Below are 16384 nucleotides of genomic sequence, written 5' to 3'. Positions count from 1 at the left end.
CAATACCGACCGGATGATGGGTTTTGTCTATCTGCAGACTGGCTGCTGCAGATGCCGGCCGTGAAGTGTCCCCGATCTGCGGCCCGGCTGTCTGCTTTCGGTTCCGGGCAGCCGATACGCCGGGCGCGTGGCCGCCGGCGCTCAGGCCGGCAGCGCACCCTGCTCGCGCAGCTGCAGGTTCCACAGGCCGGCATAGACGCCGCCGAGGGCGAGCAGCTCCGGATGGCGGCCCTGCTCGATCACCCGGCCCTGGTCGAGCACCACGATGCAATCGGCATCGGTGACCGTCGACAGCCGATGGGCGATGACCAGCGTCGTGCGCCGCTCGGTCGCTGCGTGCAGGGCGTCGAGGATCGCCGCCTCGGCACCGGAGTCCAGCGACGACGTGGCTTCGTCGAGGATCAGGATCGGCGGGTCCTTGAGCAGCGCGCGGGCGATGGCGATGCGCTGCTTCTCGCCGCCCGACACCTTCAGCCCGCGTTCGCCGACCGGCGTGTCGTAGCCCTGCGGCAGCCGGGCGATGAAGGTTTCCAGATGCGCGAGCCGCGCCGCCCGCTCCACCTCGGCGCGCGAGGCGCCGGGCCGGCCGTAGGCGATGTTGTATTCGATGGTGTCGTTGAACAGCACGGTGTCCTGCGGCACCACGCCGATCAGCTGGCGCAGCGCGTCCTGCGGCATCGCGCGCAGATCGACGCCGTTGACCAGGATGCGGCCGCCGTCCGGGTCGTAGAAGCGGAACAGCAGCCGCGCCAAGGTCGACTTGCCGGCACCGCTGGCGCCGACCACGGCCAGCTTCTGGCCCGGTGCGATCGTGAAGCTGACGCCGCGCAGGATCGGCCGCGCCGCGTGATAGCCGAACTGCACGTCATCGAAGCGCACCTCGGGGCTGCCGCCGGCCCGCTGCGGCGCCTGCGCATCGGGGACATCGCGCACCCGCGGCACCCGGTCGAGCAGGCCGAACATCTTCTGCATGTCGGTCAGTGCGCGGCGGATCTCGCGGTAGACGAAGCCGAGGAAGTTCAGCGGCACGAACAGCTGGATCATGTAGGCGTTGACCGCGACGAAGCCGCCGACGGTCATCGCGCCTACCGTCACTTCGCTGGCCGCCAGCCACATCATCGCGGTGATGGAGCCGGCCACGATCAGCGCCTGCCCGGTGTTCAGCGCCGACAGCGACTGCCGGTTCTGCGAAGTGGCCTTCTCCCAGGCCGCCATGCTGTCGTCGTAGCGCGCCGCTTCCCAGCGCTCGTTGCCGAAGTACTTGACCGTTTCGTAGTTCAGCAGCGCGTCGACGGCCCGCGTGTTGGCCTTCGAATCCATGCTGTTGGCTTCGCGGACGAACTTCGTGCGCCATTCGGTGACCACCACCGAGAAGCCGACATAGACCACCACCGACACCGCAGCGATCACCGCGAAGCGGACGTCGTACTGCCGCCATAGGATGCCGGCGACCAGCGCGATCTCGAACAGCGTCGGCACGATGTTGAAGGTCAGAAAGCGCAGCAGGAAGCTGATGCCGTCAACGCCGCGCTCGATGTCGCGGCTCAGCGCACCGGTGCGGCGCGACAGGTGGAAGTCGAGATCCAGCCGGTGCAGGTGCTCGAACACCTTCAGCGCCGCGCGCCGTTGCGCCCGCTCGGCGACTTTGCCGAACACCAGGTCGCGCAGCTCGCCGAGCAGCACGTTCAGGAAGCGGAAGCCGCCGTAGGCCAGCAGCAGCGCCGCCGGTACCACCAGCACCACGCCATCCTTCGGCGTCAGCGCATCGACCAGGTTCTTCAGCACCTGCGGCAGCCAGACCCCGGCGATCTTGGCGATGAACAGCAGCGCCAGCGCCAGGCTCAGGCGGCCGGGAAACTCGGCGAGATACGGCTTGAGCGCCACCAGCGCCTTGCCGAGCGAGGGTTCGATGACCGGTTCGCCGGCAACATCGGCGGTATCAGGGGTACGGCGACGGGCGGAAGGAGACAAGGCGGGACAATCCGGGCGGAAGGACAGCCGCTATGTTGCGCTGTCCGGTGCCGGTTCAAGCCGCCGCCTGCCTGATCAGGGCGCGGCGGCGTGGTCCGGGCTGACGCTGGCCTGCACCGCCGCCCAGTCGATCGCCAGCGGCGGGTAGTCCTGCTTCGGCAGCGCGGCGATGCCGGCCTCGATCGCCTCGATCCGGGCTTCGGTCGCCGGATGACTCGACAGCAGCGCGATCGGCATCTGCGGCGCCTGCTTTTCCAGCGTCCGGAAGAAATGCGCCATGCCGTCCGGCGCGATCCGCGCCCGCACCAGCGCATCAAGGCCCAGGCGATCGGCCTCCGCTTCCAGATCGCGGCTGTAGCTGAGCGTGCCGATCTGGTAGGCCAGCATCCCGGCCACGGCGCTGACATCGCCGAGCACCACGGTGGCCAGCGCCGCCACGCCAAGGCCGTTGATCATCGATTTCAGCGTATGGCGTTGCTCGATGTGCTGCACCTCATGGGCCAGCACGCCGGCAAGTTCCTCCGGTGTCCTGGCGGCCGCGATCAGCCCCCGGTGCACCACCACCTGGCCGCCCGGAGCGGCGAAGGCGTTGATGCTGGGCTCGTCGAGCAGCGCCCAGTGGTAGGTGTAGCGCGAACCGGCCGTGAGCCGCCCGCCGATCTCGCGCAGCGCATCGACCGCCGGCCCCTGCTCGATCAGCTTGCCGCCCTTTTTCAGTTCCGCCAGCGTCGCCGCGCCGAGCTTCGCCTCGGCCTCGGGCGGCACATGGTTCGCCGCCCAGGACACCAGGGCGCCGTAGGTCCACCACAGGCTGGCCAGCAGCAGCGCCGCCGCAGCGGCGACGCCGGTGATCAGCCGCCATTGGCGGCGGCTGCGCCGGGTGCCGCGCGCATGCCGCTGCAGCGCGGCGTCGAGCCGCGTCGGCGCGGTGCCGACCAGCGTGGCTTCTGCCGCCGCGTCGACCGGGCTGATCGACAGCCGGCCGGCCGGCGTGTCCCAGCCGAGGTAGAGGCGATCGTGGTCGAAGCCGCCGGTGTCGATGCGCAATTGGTCGACGGCAACGTCCAGCTCCGGCCCCGGCTCTGCGACGACCCGCAGGTGCTGGCCCACGAACCAGGCGCTGGCCGGGACACCGGCCGCCGGCAGGTCGCGGCCGTACAGCCGGACTGTGAAGTGGCCGTTCATTCGCCGCCGCCGCTGCCGCCGAGCAGGATGTTGGCGATCACGAAGGCCGCGACCGCGATCACCCAGAGAATGCCGAGCGCGCCGCGCGGCCGGCTGGCCGCCATCGCCGAGCCGAGCATGGTCTGGCTCAGGCGCTTCAGCGGCATCGATTGCAGCCAGATCGTGCCCGGCCCGCTGAGCTGCGCGAAGAACAGGCCCTCGCCACCGAACAGCGCCGACTTCAGCCGGCCGACATAGCGGATGTCGTAATGCACGGTGTTCTGCAGCGCCACCAGGCAGCCGGTGTCGACGCGCAGCGATTCGCCCGGCGCCAGCCGCATCTCGGTCAGTGCGCCGCTGGCGTGGATGAACGCGGTGCCGTTGCCGGTCAGCCGCTGCATGATGAAACCCTCGCCGCCGAACAGGCCGACCCGGATGCGCTTCTGCAGCGCCACGCCGATCTCCACGCCGCGGGCGCCGGCCAGGAAGCCGCCGCGCTGCACGATCAGCTCGCCGCCGACGGCCGCCAGGTCCACCGGCACGATCTGGCCGGGGCTGGCCGCGGCAAACGCCACCCGGCGCGGCGCGGCGGCGTCGTTGGCGTAGACCGAGGTGAACAGCGACTCGCCGCTGAAGCTGCGGCGGATGCCGCGCCACAGCCGGCCGAGGAAATGGGTTTCGCGGCCGCTGCCGTCGCCGATTTCCGAGCGGATGGTCACGCCGTCGTCGACGTACATCATCGCGCCCGGCTCCGACACCGCGCAGCGCCCCGGGGCCAGCCGCAGTTCGACGTACTGCAGGTCGTCGCCGTGGATGCTGTAGTCGATCGGGTCCATGTCCATCGCGCAGGTCTCCAGGTGGGTGCGGCCGGCGCCGGCCGGACTAGTGCAGTGCGTACCGCAAACCGTCAGCGCCGTGCCGTGTCTCGCGGCGCGACACGACGTTGCGAACCGTCGCCATGGAACGACGAGGGTTCCTCATCGCGCCGCGATTCGGACCGCGATCCATCGCCACATCGCTCACGCTGTGTTGTCTGCGCCGCACTCAGCGGTTCATCTCGCGCACGATGCGCCACTGGCCGTCCGGCTGGCGACGCCAGTACTGGTCCTTGCGGGAGCTGGAGGCGAAATTGTCGCTGACGTAGTTCTGCAGGAACTGCGCCACCACCAGCCCCGCCTCGCCCGGATAGGCGAACAGGCTGAGATCGCCGATGCCGATCTGGACGCGCTGCTTGCCGGCGTTGACGCGGCGCTTGTAGTCGCTGAACGTGGCCTTGTCCATGCCGTCGTCGGTGCGGAAATCGGCTGCGTAGTGCTCGAGATAGGCCTCGGTATCGAGCGCCGACCAGTCGCCGCGCCACTGCTCGATCGCCTTGACCAGCTGGGCGCGGTCGTCCTGCAGCGCCGCCGGGGCGATCCAGTCGACCTGCTCGGTCAGCACCACCGGCGTGCTGCCGATCGCCACCGTGCGCTTCAGGCTCAGCAGATCGGCGTTGGAAAAGGTCACGCAGCCTTCGCTGGAGCGCGGTGCGCGGACATAGGTTTCCGGCGGCACGCCATGCAGCCAGATGCCGGAGCCGGTACGGCCGAGTGCGCGGTCCCAGGAATTCGGATAGTTCAACGGCAGCGCACCGGCGCCGTACAGCGGCGGCAGCTGTTCGTCCGGCAGCCAGCCGTTGATTCGGTAGACGCCGATCGGCGTCCGCAGGTCGCCCTCGCTCTGCTTGCCGAAGCCGCTGCGGCCGATGCCGGCGTAGAGATTGCGGACCACCCGCAGCTTGCCGTCGTCCTGTTCCAGCAGGTAGGCGCGGCCCTTGCCGAGGTCGACCACCAGCGCGTGGCGGATATCGGCGGACAGCTTCAGCAGCGTCGCCGGCACCAGGCCGGCGGCCGGCAGCGCCCGCAGCGTGTTGCCGCGCTGGCGATACTCGGCCAGCAGATCGCGCAGCTTGGGATCTTCGTCATCGGCCAGCGGCGAGCCGATGCGGGCGCCGGAACGCATCGCCAGCACATGGCCGAACAGCAGCTGGGCGAGCCGGAAATTCGGTTCGTCGCGGACCAGCGCTTCCAGGCGTCGGCTGGCGTCGGCGTAGGCGCCGTCCTGCATCGCCGCGACCGCGACCGCCAGCCGGTCCTCCGGATGCACGGCCAGGCTGCCGGCCGCCGACGCCGCGCCGGCCACCATCAACAGGCTGCCCGCAGCCAGCGCGCGCAGACGGGCCGCAACCTGCACGGGCAATCGCGACCGGAGTGGAGAAATGCGGGAACCGCGTGTCAGCGCAGCGTTTCCCGGCTGATCTTCCAGCTGCCGTCGACCTGCACCAGCTCGACGATCTTGGTGACCTTGTCGGCGATCGTGTCGGAGCTGTAGTCCTGCGTGAAGGTGACGCTGGCGTGCTGGCCGTCGATGCGGGTGACTTCGGCGTCCTGCACCACGACGTTGATGGTCTTGGCCTTGCCGATGCGGATGCGGCGCTGGTCGCGCCACTCGGCGAGCGCCAGCCCACCCTCGGGCTTGAAGTCCGGCGCATAGGCGGCGAGGTAGGCATCGACATCGCGGCTCGACCAGGCGGCGGCCCAGACATCGAGCGCCTTCAGCACCGCTTCGTTGCCGGCCGCGCTGGCGGCTGGCGCCGCCGCTGCGGTTGCCGCCGGGGCCGGAGCCGGTGCCGCAGCAGTGGCCGGCGCTGCCGCCGGCGCCGGCGTGGCCGCAGCAGCTGCCGCGGCCGCCACCCGTGCCGAGGCGGACGCGCCGCCGGCCGTCAGGTTGTTAAGCAGCGACAGCTTGTAGCGGGTCGTCGCATTGGTGGAATCCAGCGCCAGCGCCCGGTTGTAGGCGGCGCCGGCCAGCGCCGCGTAGATGTCGCCGAGGTTCTCGTGCGCCGTCGCGTACGAAGGATTGGTGTTCAGCGCCGCTTCCAGCGCGTCGCGGGCCTTGTTGTAGTCACCGGCCTGCGCATACAGCACCGCCAGGTTGTTGTACGGCTCGGGCAGCTGCGGGTAGTCGCGGGTCAGGTCGGTGAAGGCCTTGATGGCGTCGGCCGTCTTGCTCTGCTTGACCAGGATCAGGGCGCGCGTGAAGCGGCCTTCGGCGTCCTGCGGATTGCTGGAAAGGAAGCGGTCGACGCGCTTCAGCGCGCCATCGAGATCGCCCTGCTTGAGCAGCGCCTGGGCTTCGTCGACCGGCGACGCCGCCTGCGCCGTGAAGGCGGCCGCGAATGCCGACAACATCATGCATGCTGCGCTGTGACGAAAAGTCCGGTTCACGCGGGCTCCTTGGATACGTCTGGTAGGGAAGATGGGAAAATGATGACAGCCCGGCCGGCTGTGATGACAAGCTGCATGCCACCGGCTGAGCGGACCCGCTCCGGACGTGCGAATGCGCGGGAAATATACCAGCTGGCGCCGTCCGCCCACCGCCCGCGCGGGCGTATGAATCACTCATAACGATATGCAGCTGCTCATCGTCAAGACCACCTCGCTCGGCGATCTGATCCACACGCTGCCGGCGCTGACCGATGCTGCCAGGGCGATTCCCTGCCTGAAGGCCGACTGGCTGGCGGAGCGTCCCTTTGCCGAGATCCCGGGCTGGCATCCGGCCGTCCGGCGGGTGATCGCGTCCGATTTGCGGCGCTGGCGCAAGGCGCCGCTGGCCGCCGTCCGCAGCGGCGACTGGGCGCGCTTCCGCGAGCAGCTCCGGCAAACCCGCTACGACCTCGTGCTCGATGCCCAGGGTCTGGTCAAGAGCGCCTTCCTGGCCCGCCGTGCCGACGGCCCGGTGGCCGGGCCGGACTGGCGTTCCGCCCGCGAGCCGCTGGCCGCGCTGTTCTACGACCGCCGCCACGCAGTGCCGCCGCACGGCCGCGAGCATGCGATCACCCGCACGCGCCGGCTGTTCGCCGCCGCGCTCGGCTATCCGCTGCCGGCCGATCTCGACCAGCCGCCGGACGCCGGCCTCGAACGCAGCCGCTTCGCGGCGCCGGACCTCGCCGCGCCGTACGCACTGTTCCTGCACGGCACCACTTGGCCGACCAAGCGCTGGCCGCTCGCCCACTGGCAGCAGCTGGCGCGCTGGTTCGACACGCGCGGCATCGCCGTCGTGCTGCCCTGGGGCAGCGAGGCCGAACGCGCCGATGCCGATGCGATCGCCGCCGCCAGCCCGAACGCCCGCGTGCTGCCGAAGCTCGGCCTGAGCGCCATCGCCGGCTGGATCGCGCACGCGCAGGTGATCGTCGGCGTCGACACCGGGCTGATGCACCTGGCGGCCGCACTCGGCACGCCGGGGTTGTCGCTGTACGGCCCGACCCTGCCGCAGATGACCGGCGCCTTCGGCCGCCGGCAGCACTGGCTGTGCAATGCCGACCAGCCGCCGACCATCGACCGCGCACGGCCGCTGACGGTGAGCGTCGAGCGTGTCATCGAACAGCTGCCATCACTGCTGTCCTGAACCGAACGAGATCCGCCTCATGCGCCTGCCGCTGTCCGTCACCGTGATCACGCTCAACGAGGAGCGCAACCTCGGCCGCTGCCTGCAGGCGGTGGCCGACATCGCCAGCGAGATCGTGGTCGTCGATTCCGGCTCCACCGACCGCACCGCCGAGATCGCCGCGCGCTTCGGTGCCAAATTTGTATTCAACCCCTGGAGCGGCTTCAACGCCCAGCGCCGCTTTGGTGAGCAGTACTGCACGCAGCCCTGGGTGCTGGCGCTGGATGCCGACGAGGAAGTCAGCCCCGAGCTGCGCGCCGCGCTGATCGCTGCGCTCGGCCACGGCGAATCGCCGCACGCCGGTATCGCCTTCTCGCGCCGCACCTTCTATCTCGGCGCCTGGATCTGGCACGTCTGGTACCCGGAATGGCGGCTGCGGCTGTACCGCCGCGAACGCGGCCGCTGGGTCGGCGAGGAGCCGCACGGCTACTGCGAGGTCGACGGCAGCACGCTGCGGGTCAAGGGCGACCTGCTGCACTATAGCTTCCGCAATCTGACCGAGCACCTGAGCAAGACGCTCGGCTACGCGCGCACCAGCGCCGGCATCGCCCACGCGCGCGGCAAGCGCTTCAACGGCTGGCGGATGGTCGGCGGCGCGCTGTTCCGGGTGTTCCGCGACGTGGTGCTGAAGTCCGGCTGGCGCGACGGCTGGCGCGGCGTGCTGATCGCGATGGTCGGCGGCTATTCCTCGTTCGCCAAGCAGGCCTTCCTGTACGAGGCCGAGCTGGCAGCGAAGGACGACGCCAAGCCGTAGCGAATCTCTGCGCAGGTTTATTTCGTCATTCCGGCGAAGGCCCCGCACAATTTCCGGGCCAGTGCTTTCAAGCCCCTGGACCCCGGCTTTCGCCGGGGTGACGGCCTATGCAGAGTTTCCCTAGCTGCGGCGATAGACATCCTCGGCGCCGGGCGGCCGGTGCTTGAAGCGGCGATGGGTCCAGAAGTACTGCTCCGGGCACTTCAGCACCGCGTCCTCGATCAGCGCATTGATGCGCCGCGCATCGGCCGCATCGTCGCCGCTCGGGAAATTTTCCAGCGCCGGCTGCACGGTGACGATGTAGCGGCCGTCGATCCGCTCGCCGAAGAACGGCACCACCTTGGCGCGGCCCAGCGTGGCCAGCTTGGCGGTGGCGGTCAGCGTCAGGGTCGGCACGCCGAAGAACGGCACGAAGATCGCGCCCGGCACTTCCAGGGTCTGGTCCGGCCCGTACCAGACCGCGTGGCCGCTGCGCAGCGCCCGCAGCAGGCCCTTCAGATCATCCTTCGGCAGCGCCGGCAGGCCGGAGCGTTCGGCGCGCCAGCGGTGCATCCACCAGTCGACGAAGGCGTTGTCGGCCGGCCGGTACATGGCATGGAACGGCCGCTGCGCCAGACAGATGCCGCGCGCGGCCATTTCCAGCTGGGTGAAATGGCCGGTCAGCAGCAGCACGCCGGAACCATCGGCCTGGGCGGCATCGAGGTGTTCGATGCCGCGCACCTCGATGTGCGAACGCAGCTTGGCGTCCGGCGCCAGCCAGGCCAGCAATGCTTCGAACAAGCCCATGCCGAGCGCCCGGAAATGCGCTTCGACCAGCCGCACGATGGTCGGCTCGTCGAGCGCCGGAAAGCACAGCCGCAGATTGATGCGGACGATCCGCCGCCGGCTCGGCAGCACTCGCCAGACCAGCCAGCCGATGCCCGATCCCAGCGCCAGCAGCCAGCCGACCGGCAGCCAGCACAGCGCCCGGCCGGCGCCGAGCAGCAGCCAGGCCAGCCACCAGCGCGGATGCAGCAGCGCGCGTGGCAGCGCGGAATGTTCTCGGGAGCCGGTCATCGCCGAAGTTTATCGTTGCGTGGTCCTTCAAGCCCCCGCATCCTTCGCCGCGTGCGCCTGCTCTATACCGTCCTGCTCTACCTCGCGGCACCGTTCGCGCTGCTGCGCCTGCTGTGGAAGAGCCGCCAGCTGGCCGGCTACCGCGGCCGGATCGGCGAGCGCTTCGGTTTCGTGCCGCCGGTGGCCGGCAACGGCGTGGCGGTCTGGGTGCATGCGGTGTCGGTCGGCGAGGCGCTGGCCGCGCAGCCGCTGATCGAAGCCCTGATCACCCGCTTCGGCGAACGCCGCGTCTGGGTCACCAGCACCACGCCGACCGGCTCGGCCCGCGTGGTCGCCGCCTTCGGCGACCGGGTGCTGCACAGCTATGCGCCCTACGACCTGCCCGATGTCGTCGCCCGCTTCCTCGGCCGCGTGCGGCCGGCGCGGCTGGTGGTGATGGAAACCGAGCTGTGGCCGAACCTGTTTCGCGCCTGCGCCGCGCGCGGCATTCCGCTGACCATCGCCAACGCCCGGCTGTCGCCGCGCAGCTTCCGTGGCTACGGCCGGGTGCGCGGCTTCACCCGCCGCACGCTGGCCGACGTGACGATGGTCGCCGCCCAGTCGAAGGCCGATGCCGCCCGCTTCCGCACGCTCGGCGGCCGGCGCGAGCGGATCGGCGTGATCGGCAACCTGAAGTTCGATCTGGCGCTGCCCGACGCCGCGATCGACGACGGCCGCCGGCTGCGCGCCCGCTTCGGCGCGCGGCCGGTGTGGATCGCCGCCTCGACCCACGACGGCGAGGAAGCGGCCGCGCTTGCCGCCCATGCCGCGCTGCTGGAACTGCAGCCGGATGCGCTGCTGCTGCTGGTGCCGCGCCATCCGCAGCGCTTCGACGCGGTGTGGTCGCTGATCGCCGAAGCCGGCCTGGCCGGCGAGCGCCGCTCGCGTCTGGCTGCGCTCGACAAGTCCGGCCACGCGCCGGATCTCTGGGACGCCCAGGTATTCCTCGGCGACAGCATGGGCGAGATGTTCCTGTACCTGGCGATGGCCGATGTCGCCTTCGTCGGCGGCAGCCTGGTGCCGGTCGGCGGCCACAACGTGCTGGAACCGGCCGCGCTCGGCCTGCCGGTGCTGTTCGGCCCGCAGATGCACAACTTCGTCGCCGCCCGCGAACTGCTGCTGGAGCGGCAGGCCGCCGTCGAGGTCGCCGACGCCGCGCAGCTCGCCGAGGAACTGGCCGTGCTGCTCGCCCAGCCCGAACGCCGTCTGGCGATGGGTGATGCCGGTGCCGCCGCCGTTGCCGGCAATCGCGGCGCCTTGAAGCGCCTGCTGACGATCATCGAAGCCCAGATTCCCGCTCACCCATGAAGCCCGACGATCTGGTCGTGGTACGGCCGGAAGGGCTGTACTGCCCGCACGGCGATTTCCACATCGACCCCTGGCGCGGCGTGCCGCGCGCGGTCATCACCCACGCCCACGCCGACCACGCCCGTGGCGGCAGCCAGCACTACTGGGCGGCAGCGCGCGGCCACGCGCTGCTGCGCGAACGGCTCGGCAAGCAGGCGCAGATCACGCCGCTGGCCTACGGCGAAACGGTGCGTTTCGGCGCGGTGACCGTGTCGCTGCACTCGGCCGGCCACATCCTCGGCTCGGCACAGGTGCGCATCGCCCACGACGACGGCCGGGTCTGGGGCGTGTCCGGCGACTTCAAGCGCGATCGCGATCCCAGCTGCGATGCCTTCGAACCCTTCGCCTGCGACACCTGGATCACCGAAGCCACGTTCGCGCTGCCGATCTACCGCTGGACCGACACCCGCGAAGTCGCCGCCGAGATCTTCGACTGGTGGCAGGCCGCCAAGCGCGATGGCCAGAGCGCGGTGCTGTTCTGCTACTCGCTCGGCAAGGCGCAGCGGGTGCTCGCGGAACTGACCGCGTTCACCGACGAAACCGTCTACGTGCACGGCGCGATGCCGGGCCTGATCAAGGCCTACCGCGCCGCCGGCATCCGCATGCTGCCGACCGAAGCGGTCAGCAATATCCCGAAGGGCACCTCGTTTGCCGGCAAGCTGGTGCTGGCCCCGCCCGGCGCCAGCGGCACGCCGTGGATGAAGCGCATGCACCCGTATTCCACCGGCTTCGCCAGCGGCTGGATGCGGGTGCGCGGCGGCAAGCGCCGGCTCGCCTACGACCGCGGCTTCGTGCTGTCCGACCACGCCGACTGGGACTCGCTGCTGGCCACCATCGACGACACCGGCGCCCGGCGCGTGCTGGTCACCCACGGCCACGGCGACGCGCTGATCGCCCACCTCACCGCGCGCGGCATCGAGGCCTCAATGCTGGCGACCCAGTTCGAGGGCGAAGGCGGTGCCGCTGCCGACGGCGAGGCCGAGGCGGTCGACAGCGCGGCCGCTGATTGACGCCGACCTGCGCATTTCCTGATCACCGCACGCTTGCATCGAGAACCCATGCCCACCGGCTCCTGCCTCTGCGGAACCATCCGCTACCAGTTCGACCAGCCCGTTTCGCGCATCGGCCTCTGTCATTGCCAGATGTGCCGCAAGGCTTCCGGCACCGCGTTCGCGGCCAATGCGCCGGTGCCGCGCAGCGAGTTCCGGCTGCTGGCCGGCGCTGAAGCGCTGAAAGCCTATGCCTCGAGCCCCGGCAAGCAGCGCTGGTTCTGCAGCAACTGCGGCTCGCCGGTCTACAGCGAGTCGGCGCGCTACCCGGATCTGGTGCGCATCCGCCTCGGCTCGCTCGATGCCCCGGCCGGCCGCAGGCCGGACTACCACTACCTGCTGAGTGCCAAGGCCGACTGGGACTTAAGCGGCGATGACGGCCTGCCGCGCTTCGGCGACGACTGACGCTGCGCAGGCGCGACGATGAAGCGCTTTGCCGCGCTCTACGCCCGGCTCGACGACAGCCGCGCCACCTCGGTGAAGGTCGAGGCGATGCGCGCCTATTTCGCCGAGGCGCCGGCCGCCGATGCCGCCTGGGGCCTGTATTTCCTGACCGGCCAGCGGCTCAAGCGGCTGATCGCGCCGACCTTGCTGCGCGCCTGGATCAGCGACGCCACCGGCTTGGCGCCGGCGATCGTCGAGGAGTGCTACGCCCATGTCGGCGATCTCGCCGAAACGCTGGCGCTGCTGCTTGATCGCGCCGCGCGCCCGCAGCCGATGATCGAGCGCGGGCTGGCCGAATGGGTGGCCTGGCTGCTGGCGCTGCGCGAGCAGGACGTGGATACGCAGCGCGCCGCACTGCTGGAAGCCTGGGCGCGGCTGCCGCTGGACGAGTGCTTCCTGTTCAACAAGCTGCTGACCGGCGCGCTGAGAGTCGGCGTGTCCAGCGGGCTCGCAGCAAGGGCGCTGGCGCTGCATGCCGGTCTCGATGAAACCTTGATCGCGCAAAGACTGATGGGCGAGTGGCTGCGCGTTGCAAGCCCCGCGCGCAGCCGCCGCGAGCGCATCGCCATGGACGGCCTGGCCGGCGGTGGTGAAGAAGGGCTTCCCGGAGCCATGGATGGCGACTCGCTCGCGAACCATCTCAAGGGCGCGGCCGAAGCCTTCGCCGCGCTGCTGACCCCCGGCAGCGCCGAGGCCCATCCCTCGCAGCCCTACCCGTTCTGTCTGGCCAGCCCGATCGAGGACGCTGCCGACGCGGTCTGGGACGCCGGCCTCCCGTCCGGGCTCGGGCCGGTCGGCGACTGGCTGGCCGAATGGAAGTGGGATGGCATCCGCGGCCAGCTGATCCGCCGCGCCGGGCAGACCTTCCTGTGGTCGCGCGGCGAAGAGCTGCTGAACGGCCGCTTCCCGGAGATCGAGATGGCGGCCGCACGATTGCCGGACGGCACCGTGCTCGACGGCGAGATCCTCGCCCACGACGGCCGCACGGTGCTGCCGTTCGCAAAGCTGCAGACCCGAATCGGCAGGAAGACGGTTGGCAAGAAGCTGCTCGCTGATGCACCGGTGGCCTTCGTCGCCTATGACCTGATCGAATGGCAGGGCGAGGACTGGCGTAGCCGGCCGCTGGCCGAGCGGCGCGCCCAGCTCGAAACGATCGTCGCCGACACCGCCGAGCCGAGGCTGAAGCTGTCGGAGCCGGTGATCGCCGACAGCTGGGCCGCGCTCGCCGAATGGCGCTCGCAGGCCTGCGAACTTGGCGTTGAAGGTCTGATGCTGAAAGCGCGCGACTCCCGCTATCAGGCCGGCCGCCGGCGCGGCGCCTGGTGGAAGTGGAAGCTCGAAGCGATGAGCATCGACTGCGTGCTGCTCTACGCGCAGGCCGGTCATGGCCGCCGCGCCAATCTCTACACCGACTACACGCTGGCGGTCTGGGAAGGCCCGAACCCCGGCGAAGGCCTGCTGCTGCCGGTGGCCAAGGCCTATTCCGGGCTGACCGATGCCGAACTGACGAAGATCGACAGCTGGATCAAGAAGCACACGCGCGAGAAGTTCGGCCCGGTGCGCAGTGTCGACGCCAGTGCCGAGGCCGGGCAGGTGTTCGAGATCGCCTTCGAAGGCATCCAGGCCAGCAGCCGCCACAAGGCCGGCGTGGCGCTGCGCTTTCCGCGCATCGCCCGCTGGCGCACCGACAAGCCAGCCCGCGAAGCCAACACGCTCGCCGATCTGAAACGCCTGCTGCCGAGGCGTGAGGTGTGAGGCGTTGGGCGTGAGGTGTTGACTTAGGGACACTCTGCACAGGTTGTCACCCCGGCGAAAGCCGGGGTCCAGGGCCCTGAAGGCGATGGATTCCGGCTTTCGCCGGAATGACGAACTGAACCTGCGTAGAGATTCCTTAGACACAGGAACAAGGACACCTCACGTCTCACGCCCATCAGAACGCGTAGGTGAGGCTCAGCGCCAGGTTGTCGCGGTCGTTGAGCACGTTGTAGATGCCGCCGCCGGTATAGAACTGGTACTGCAGGTTCAGCTTCAGGTTCTGGTTCAGCTCGACATCGAGCAGCGCGTACAGCGTCTTGCGGCCGGACACGAAGTTCGGCGTGTTGGCGGAAGAAATGCCGCCCAGATCGTGGAACAGCAGCAGCGCCGGCAGCAGCTGCACGCCTTCGATCAGGTTGTTGTAGGTCAGCCGGGCCAGTGTCCGGTAGCCATAGGCCCAGGGGGTCGCGAAGCCCTTGCGCTGCTGGGTCGGGTTGATGCGCAGCGAGTTCGCCACGCCATCCGGATCGCCGCTGCCATCGGCGGCCGGGCCGTAGTGGGTGCGGTCGCCGGCGCCTTCGAGCTGCAGCTTCGACAGCGCTGGCCGATCGAGGATGGTGGTGGCGCTGAACTCGACGACCCAGGTCAGTGCATTCGCGCCGAACGGGTTCTCGGTGATGCTGTACTGGCGGATGCCGGTCAGCGAGAACTGGCCGACCTGGAAACGCTCCCAGCCGCGCACCCGGTCGCCGCCGCCGATGGTGATGCCGCGATAGCCGCTGAGAAAATCCGGAATCGCGGTGCGTGCGCCGGGGATGGTCAGCGGTGCCGCGTTGCCGAGCACCTGTGTCGGCAGCGGAATGTCGGCTTCCGGAAACGCCGGCTGCAGGCCGGCGAACAGCACATCGCTGACCGCCACCTGCAGCGGCAGGTTCGGCCGGTACGAGGCTTCGCCGGCCAGCGACCACGGCCCAGCCGTGGTGTTGAAGCTCAGGCCCAGCAGCTGCACGCCTTCCGGGTAGTCGAGGAACGGCCGCAGCGTGTCAACCGGCAGCGGCTCGCGGCCCGCCGGCAGGCTGACCGCGCCGTTGAAGCCGTTGCAGGCGACCAGCGCCGCCGCGAACGAACCGGCCGCGCCGTCGCGCGTGCACGAGCTCTGGGCGGCGAACACGCTCAGATACGGCACCCGGCTGTGGTAGCGCATCAGCACCAGGCCCAGTTCGGTGCCGCCGTTGAGATCGGCCGCGTAGTACTTGAACTGCACGCCGAACTGGCCCTGATCGCCGGGATTGCCGAAATCCTCGTCAAGCAGGCGCGCGGTGCGGGTGCTGCTGGAGATCAGCCGGGTGGCGCCCGGCGGCCGGTAGAGGCCGTCCGGATCGTTCGCGAACTGGCCGAGGCCGGTCATGATGAAACGGCCGCCGCCGATGACGTTGCTGTTGGAAAAGAAGCTGCCCACCGTATCCGGCATCAGCCGCTGCCAGCGCAGCTGGTAGAAGGCTTCGGCGGTCAGGCCGTCGCTGACTTCGCCGCTGACGCTGATTGCCGGAATCGGGCGCAGGAACTCGTTGATCTGCGCGCCGGGCATCCGCACCACGTTGGCATCCAGCGGGTTGGCGGCGCTCAGCGTGTTGAACTGGGTCAGCGAGGCTTCGCCCCAGACCAGCAGCTGGTTGCCGAGCGTCACGCGGGCCCGCTCGTTGCTCAGGCTGACGCTCGCTTCGCGCCACTTGTAGCCGCGGGCGAAGCGCCGGGTCAGGCTGTCGCGGCGCGGCACCTCGGCCGGCTGGTACAGCGTGTTGGTGCGGCTCTCGTCGAAATCGACGTTGATCGGGTCGTAATAGAAGATGCCGCGCAGCTTGGCACTCAACGGCCCGTAGCTCAGGTTCACGGCCGGCGTGAACTTGGTGGTCGCGGCCACCGGATCGAACTTGTCGTAATTGAGATTGCCGTTGTCGGAATTGACGCCGGCATAGGCGCCGACCGCATTGACCAGCCGCTGGTTCGGCTCCGGGCTGCCGGACAGCGACATGCAGTCGTCTTCCGCGCACAGCAGCTGCTGGCCGGGCACGTCGGTCTTGCCGAGCAGGCGGTTGTCGCGGCCGCTGGTGCGGATCGCCACGCCGGTGCTGAGCACGCCGCCGGCCTCGGCACGGAAGTCGCCGAGATCGAATTCCAGCGCGGCGACCGGCGCGGCGATCAGCAGCGCAGCGGCCAGCAGCGCCGGGGACCGCGTGTTCGGTATCGTGACCATCCGCTCCCCCGGCGCGTCGTGATGCGCGCTCTGCTGATTCGCAAACACCTGTTGTAGGCCAGCGTG

13 protein-coding genes are annotated in these 16384 nt (G+C 69.9%); 6 read left to right on the top strand and 7 right to left on the bottom strand.

What is annotated here, in order from left to right:
• Positions 1–141 precede the first annotated feature (141 nt).
• From ACTIGJ_RS08260 to ACTIGJ_RS08240, 5 genes are all read right to left on the bottom strand, one after another.
• Positions 142–1911: an ABCB family ABC transporter ATP-binding protein/permease gene (locus tag ACTIGJ_RS08260; RefSeq protein WP_439639873.1), complete on the bottom strand. Its 1770-nt coding sequence runs from the start codon at positions 1909–1911 to the stop codon at positions 142–144.
• 135 nt (positions 1912–2046) lie between these two features.
• The gene (locus ACTIGJ_RS08255; RefSeq protein ID WP_439639820.1) at positions 2047–3156 is read right to left on the bottom strand and encodes a M48 family metallopeptidase; all 1110 of its coding nucleotides are present in this window, start codon (positions 3154–3156) and stop codon (positions 2047–2049) included.
• Positions 3153–3977, bottom strand: a complete 825-nt coding sequence (locus tag ACTIGJ_RS08250) for a TIGR00266 family protein (protein WP_439639819.1) — start codon at positions 3975–3977, stop codon at positions 3153–3155. Before ACTIGJ_RS08250 ends, ACTIGJ_RS08255 begins: the two co-directional genes overlap by 4 nt.
• 202 nt (positions 3978–4179) lie before the next feature.
• Positions 4180–5367, bottom strand: coding sequence for a L,D-transpeptidase Cds6 family protein (locus ACTIGJ_RS08245; protein ID WP_439639818.1), 1188 nt, complete (start codon positions 5365–5367; stop codon positions 4180–4182).
• A gap of 41 nt (positions 5368–5408) precedes the next feature.
• Positions 5409–6368 (bottom strand): tetratricopeptide repeat protein, encoded by a 960-nt coding sequence (locus tag ACTIGJ_RS08240; RefSeq protein ID WP_439639817.1) that lies wholly within the window; start codon positions 6366–6368, stop codon positions 5409–5411.
• 217 nt (positions 6369–6585) lie between these two features.
• Between ACTIGJ_RS08240 and waaC the strand changes: the two genes are divergently transcribed.
• Together waaC and ACTIGJ_RS08230 are read left to right on the top strand one after the other, a co-directional pair.
• Positions 6586–7581, top strand: a complete 996-nt coding sequence (gene waaC / locus ACTIGJ_RS08235; protein WP_439639816.1) for a lipopolysaccharide heptosyltransferase I — start codon at positions 6586–6588, stop codon at positions 7579–7581.
• 19 nt (positions 7582–7600) lie between these two features.
• Complete coding sequence (locus tag ACTIGJ_RS08230) at positions 7601–8374, top strand: glycosyltransferase family 2 protein (protein ID WP_439639815.1); 774 nt, start codon at positions 7601–7603, stop codon at positions 8372–8374.
• Between the two features lie 120 nt (positions 8375–8494).
• On the opposite strand, the gene lpxL is transcribed toward ACTIGJ_RS08230, so the two are convergent.
• On the bottom strand, positions 8495–9430 hold the full coding sequence (lpxL, locus tag ACTIGJ_RS08225; RefSeq protein ID WP_439639814.1) for an LpxL/LpxP family Kdo(2)-lipid IV(A) lauroyl/palmitoleoyl acyltransferase: 936 nt from the start codon (positions 9428–9430) through the stop codon (positions 8495–8497).
• A 51-nt stretch (positions 9431–9481) separates the two neighbouring features.
• On the opposite strand from lpxL, the gene waaA reads away from it, so the two are divergent.
• From waaA to ACTIGJ_RS08205, 4 genes are read left to right on the top strand one after another with little or no spacing between them, the layout of a single operon-like run.
• The gene (waaA, locus tag ACTIGJ_RS08220; protein WP_439639813.1) at positions 9482–10777 is read left to right on the top strand and encodes a lipid IV(A) 3-deoxy-D-manno-octulosonic acid transferase; all 1296 of its coding nucleotides are present in this window, start codon (positions 9482–9484) and stop codon (positions 10775–10777) included.
• Positions 10774–11826, top strand: coding sequence for a ligase-associated DNA damage response exonuclease (locus ACTIGJ_RS08215; RefSeq protein WP_439639812.1), 1053 nt, complete (start codon positions 10774–10776; stop codon positions 11824–11826). Before waaA ends, ACTIGJ_RS08215 begins: the two co-directional genes overlap by 4 nt.
• A gap of 48 nt (positions 11827–11874) precedes the next feature.
• Positions 11875–12270 carry a GFA family protein gene (locus ACTIGJ_RS08210; RefSeq protein ID WP_439639811.1) on the top strand — a complete coding sequence of 132 codons (396 nt, stop codon included), beginning with the start codon at positions 11875–11877 and terminating at the stop codon, positions 12268–12270.
• 18 nt (positions 12271–12288) lie between these two features.
• The gene (locus ACTIGJ_RS08205) at positions 12289–14064 is read left to right on the top strand and encodes a cisplatin damage response ATP-dependent DNA ligase (protein ID WP_439639810.1); all 1776 of its coding nucleotides are present in this window, start codon (positions 12289–12291) and stop codon (positions 14062–14064) included.
• 175 nt (positions 14065–14239) lie between these two features.
• Here the strand turns inward: ACTIGJ_RS08205 and ACTIGJ_RS08200 are convergent, their stop codons facing one another.
• Positions 14240–16366, bottom strand: a complete 2127-nt coding sequence (locus ACTIGJ_RS08200; RefSeq protein WP_439639809.1) for a DUF1302 domain-containing protein — start codon at positions 16364–16366, stop codon at positions 14240–14242.
• Between the last annotated feature and the right edge of the window lie 18 nt (positions 16367–16384).

Source organism: Nevskia sp. (assembly GCF_051860985.1).
GTDB lineage: Bacteria > Pseudomonadota > Gammaproteobacteria > Nevskiales > Nevskiaceae > Nevskia.
The sequence above is the reverse complement of the archived record's forward strand: the minus strand, read 5'-3'. Positions and strand labels throughout refer to the sequence as shown.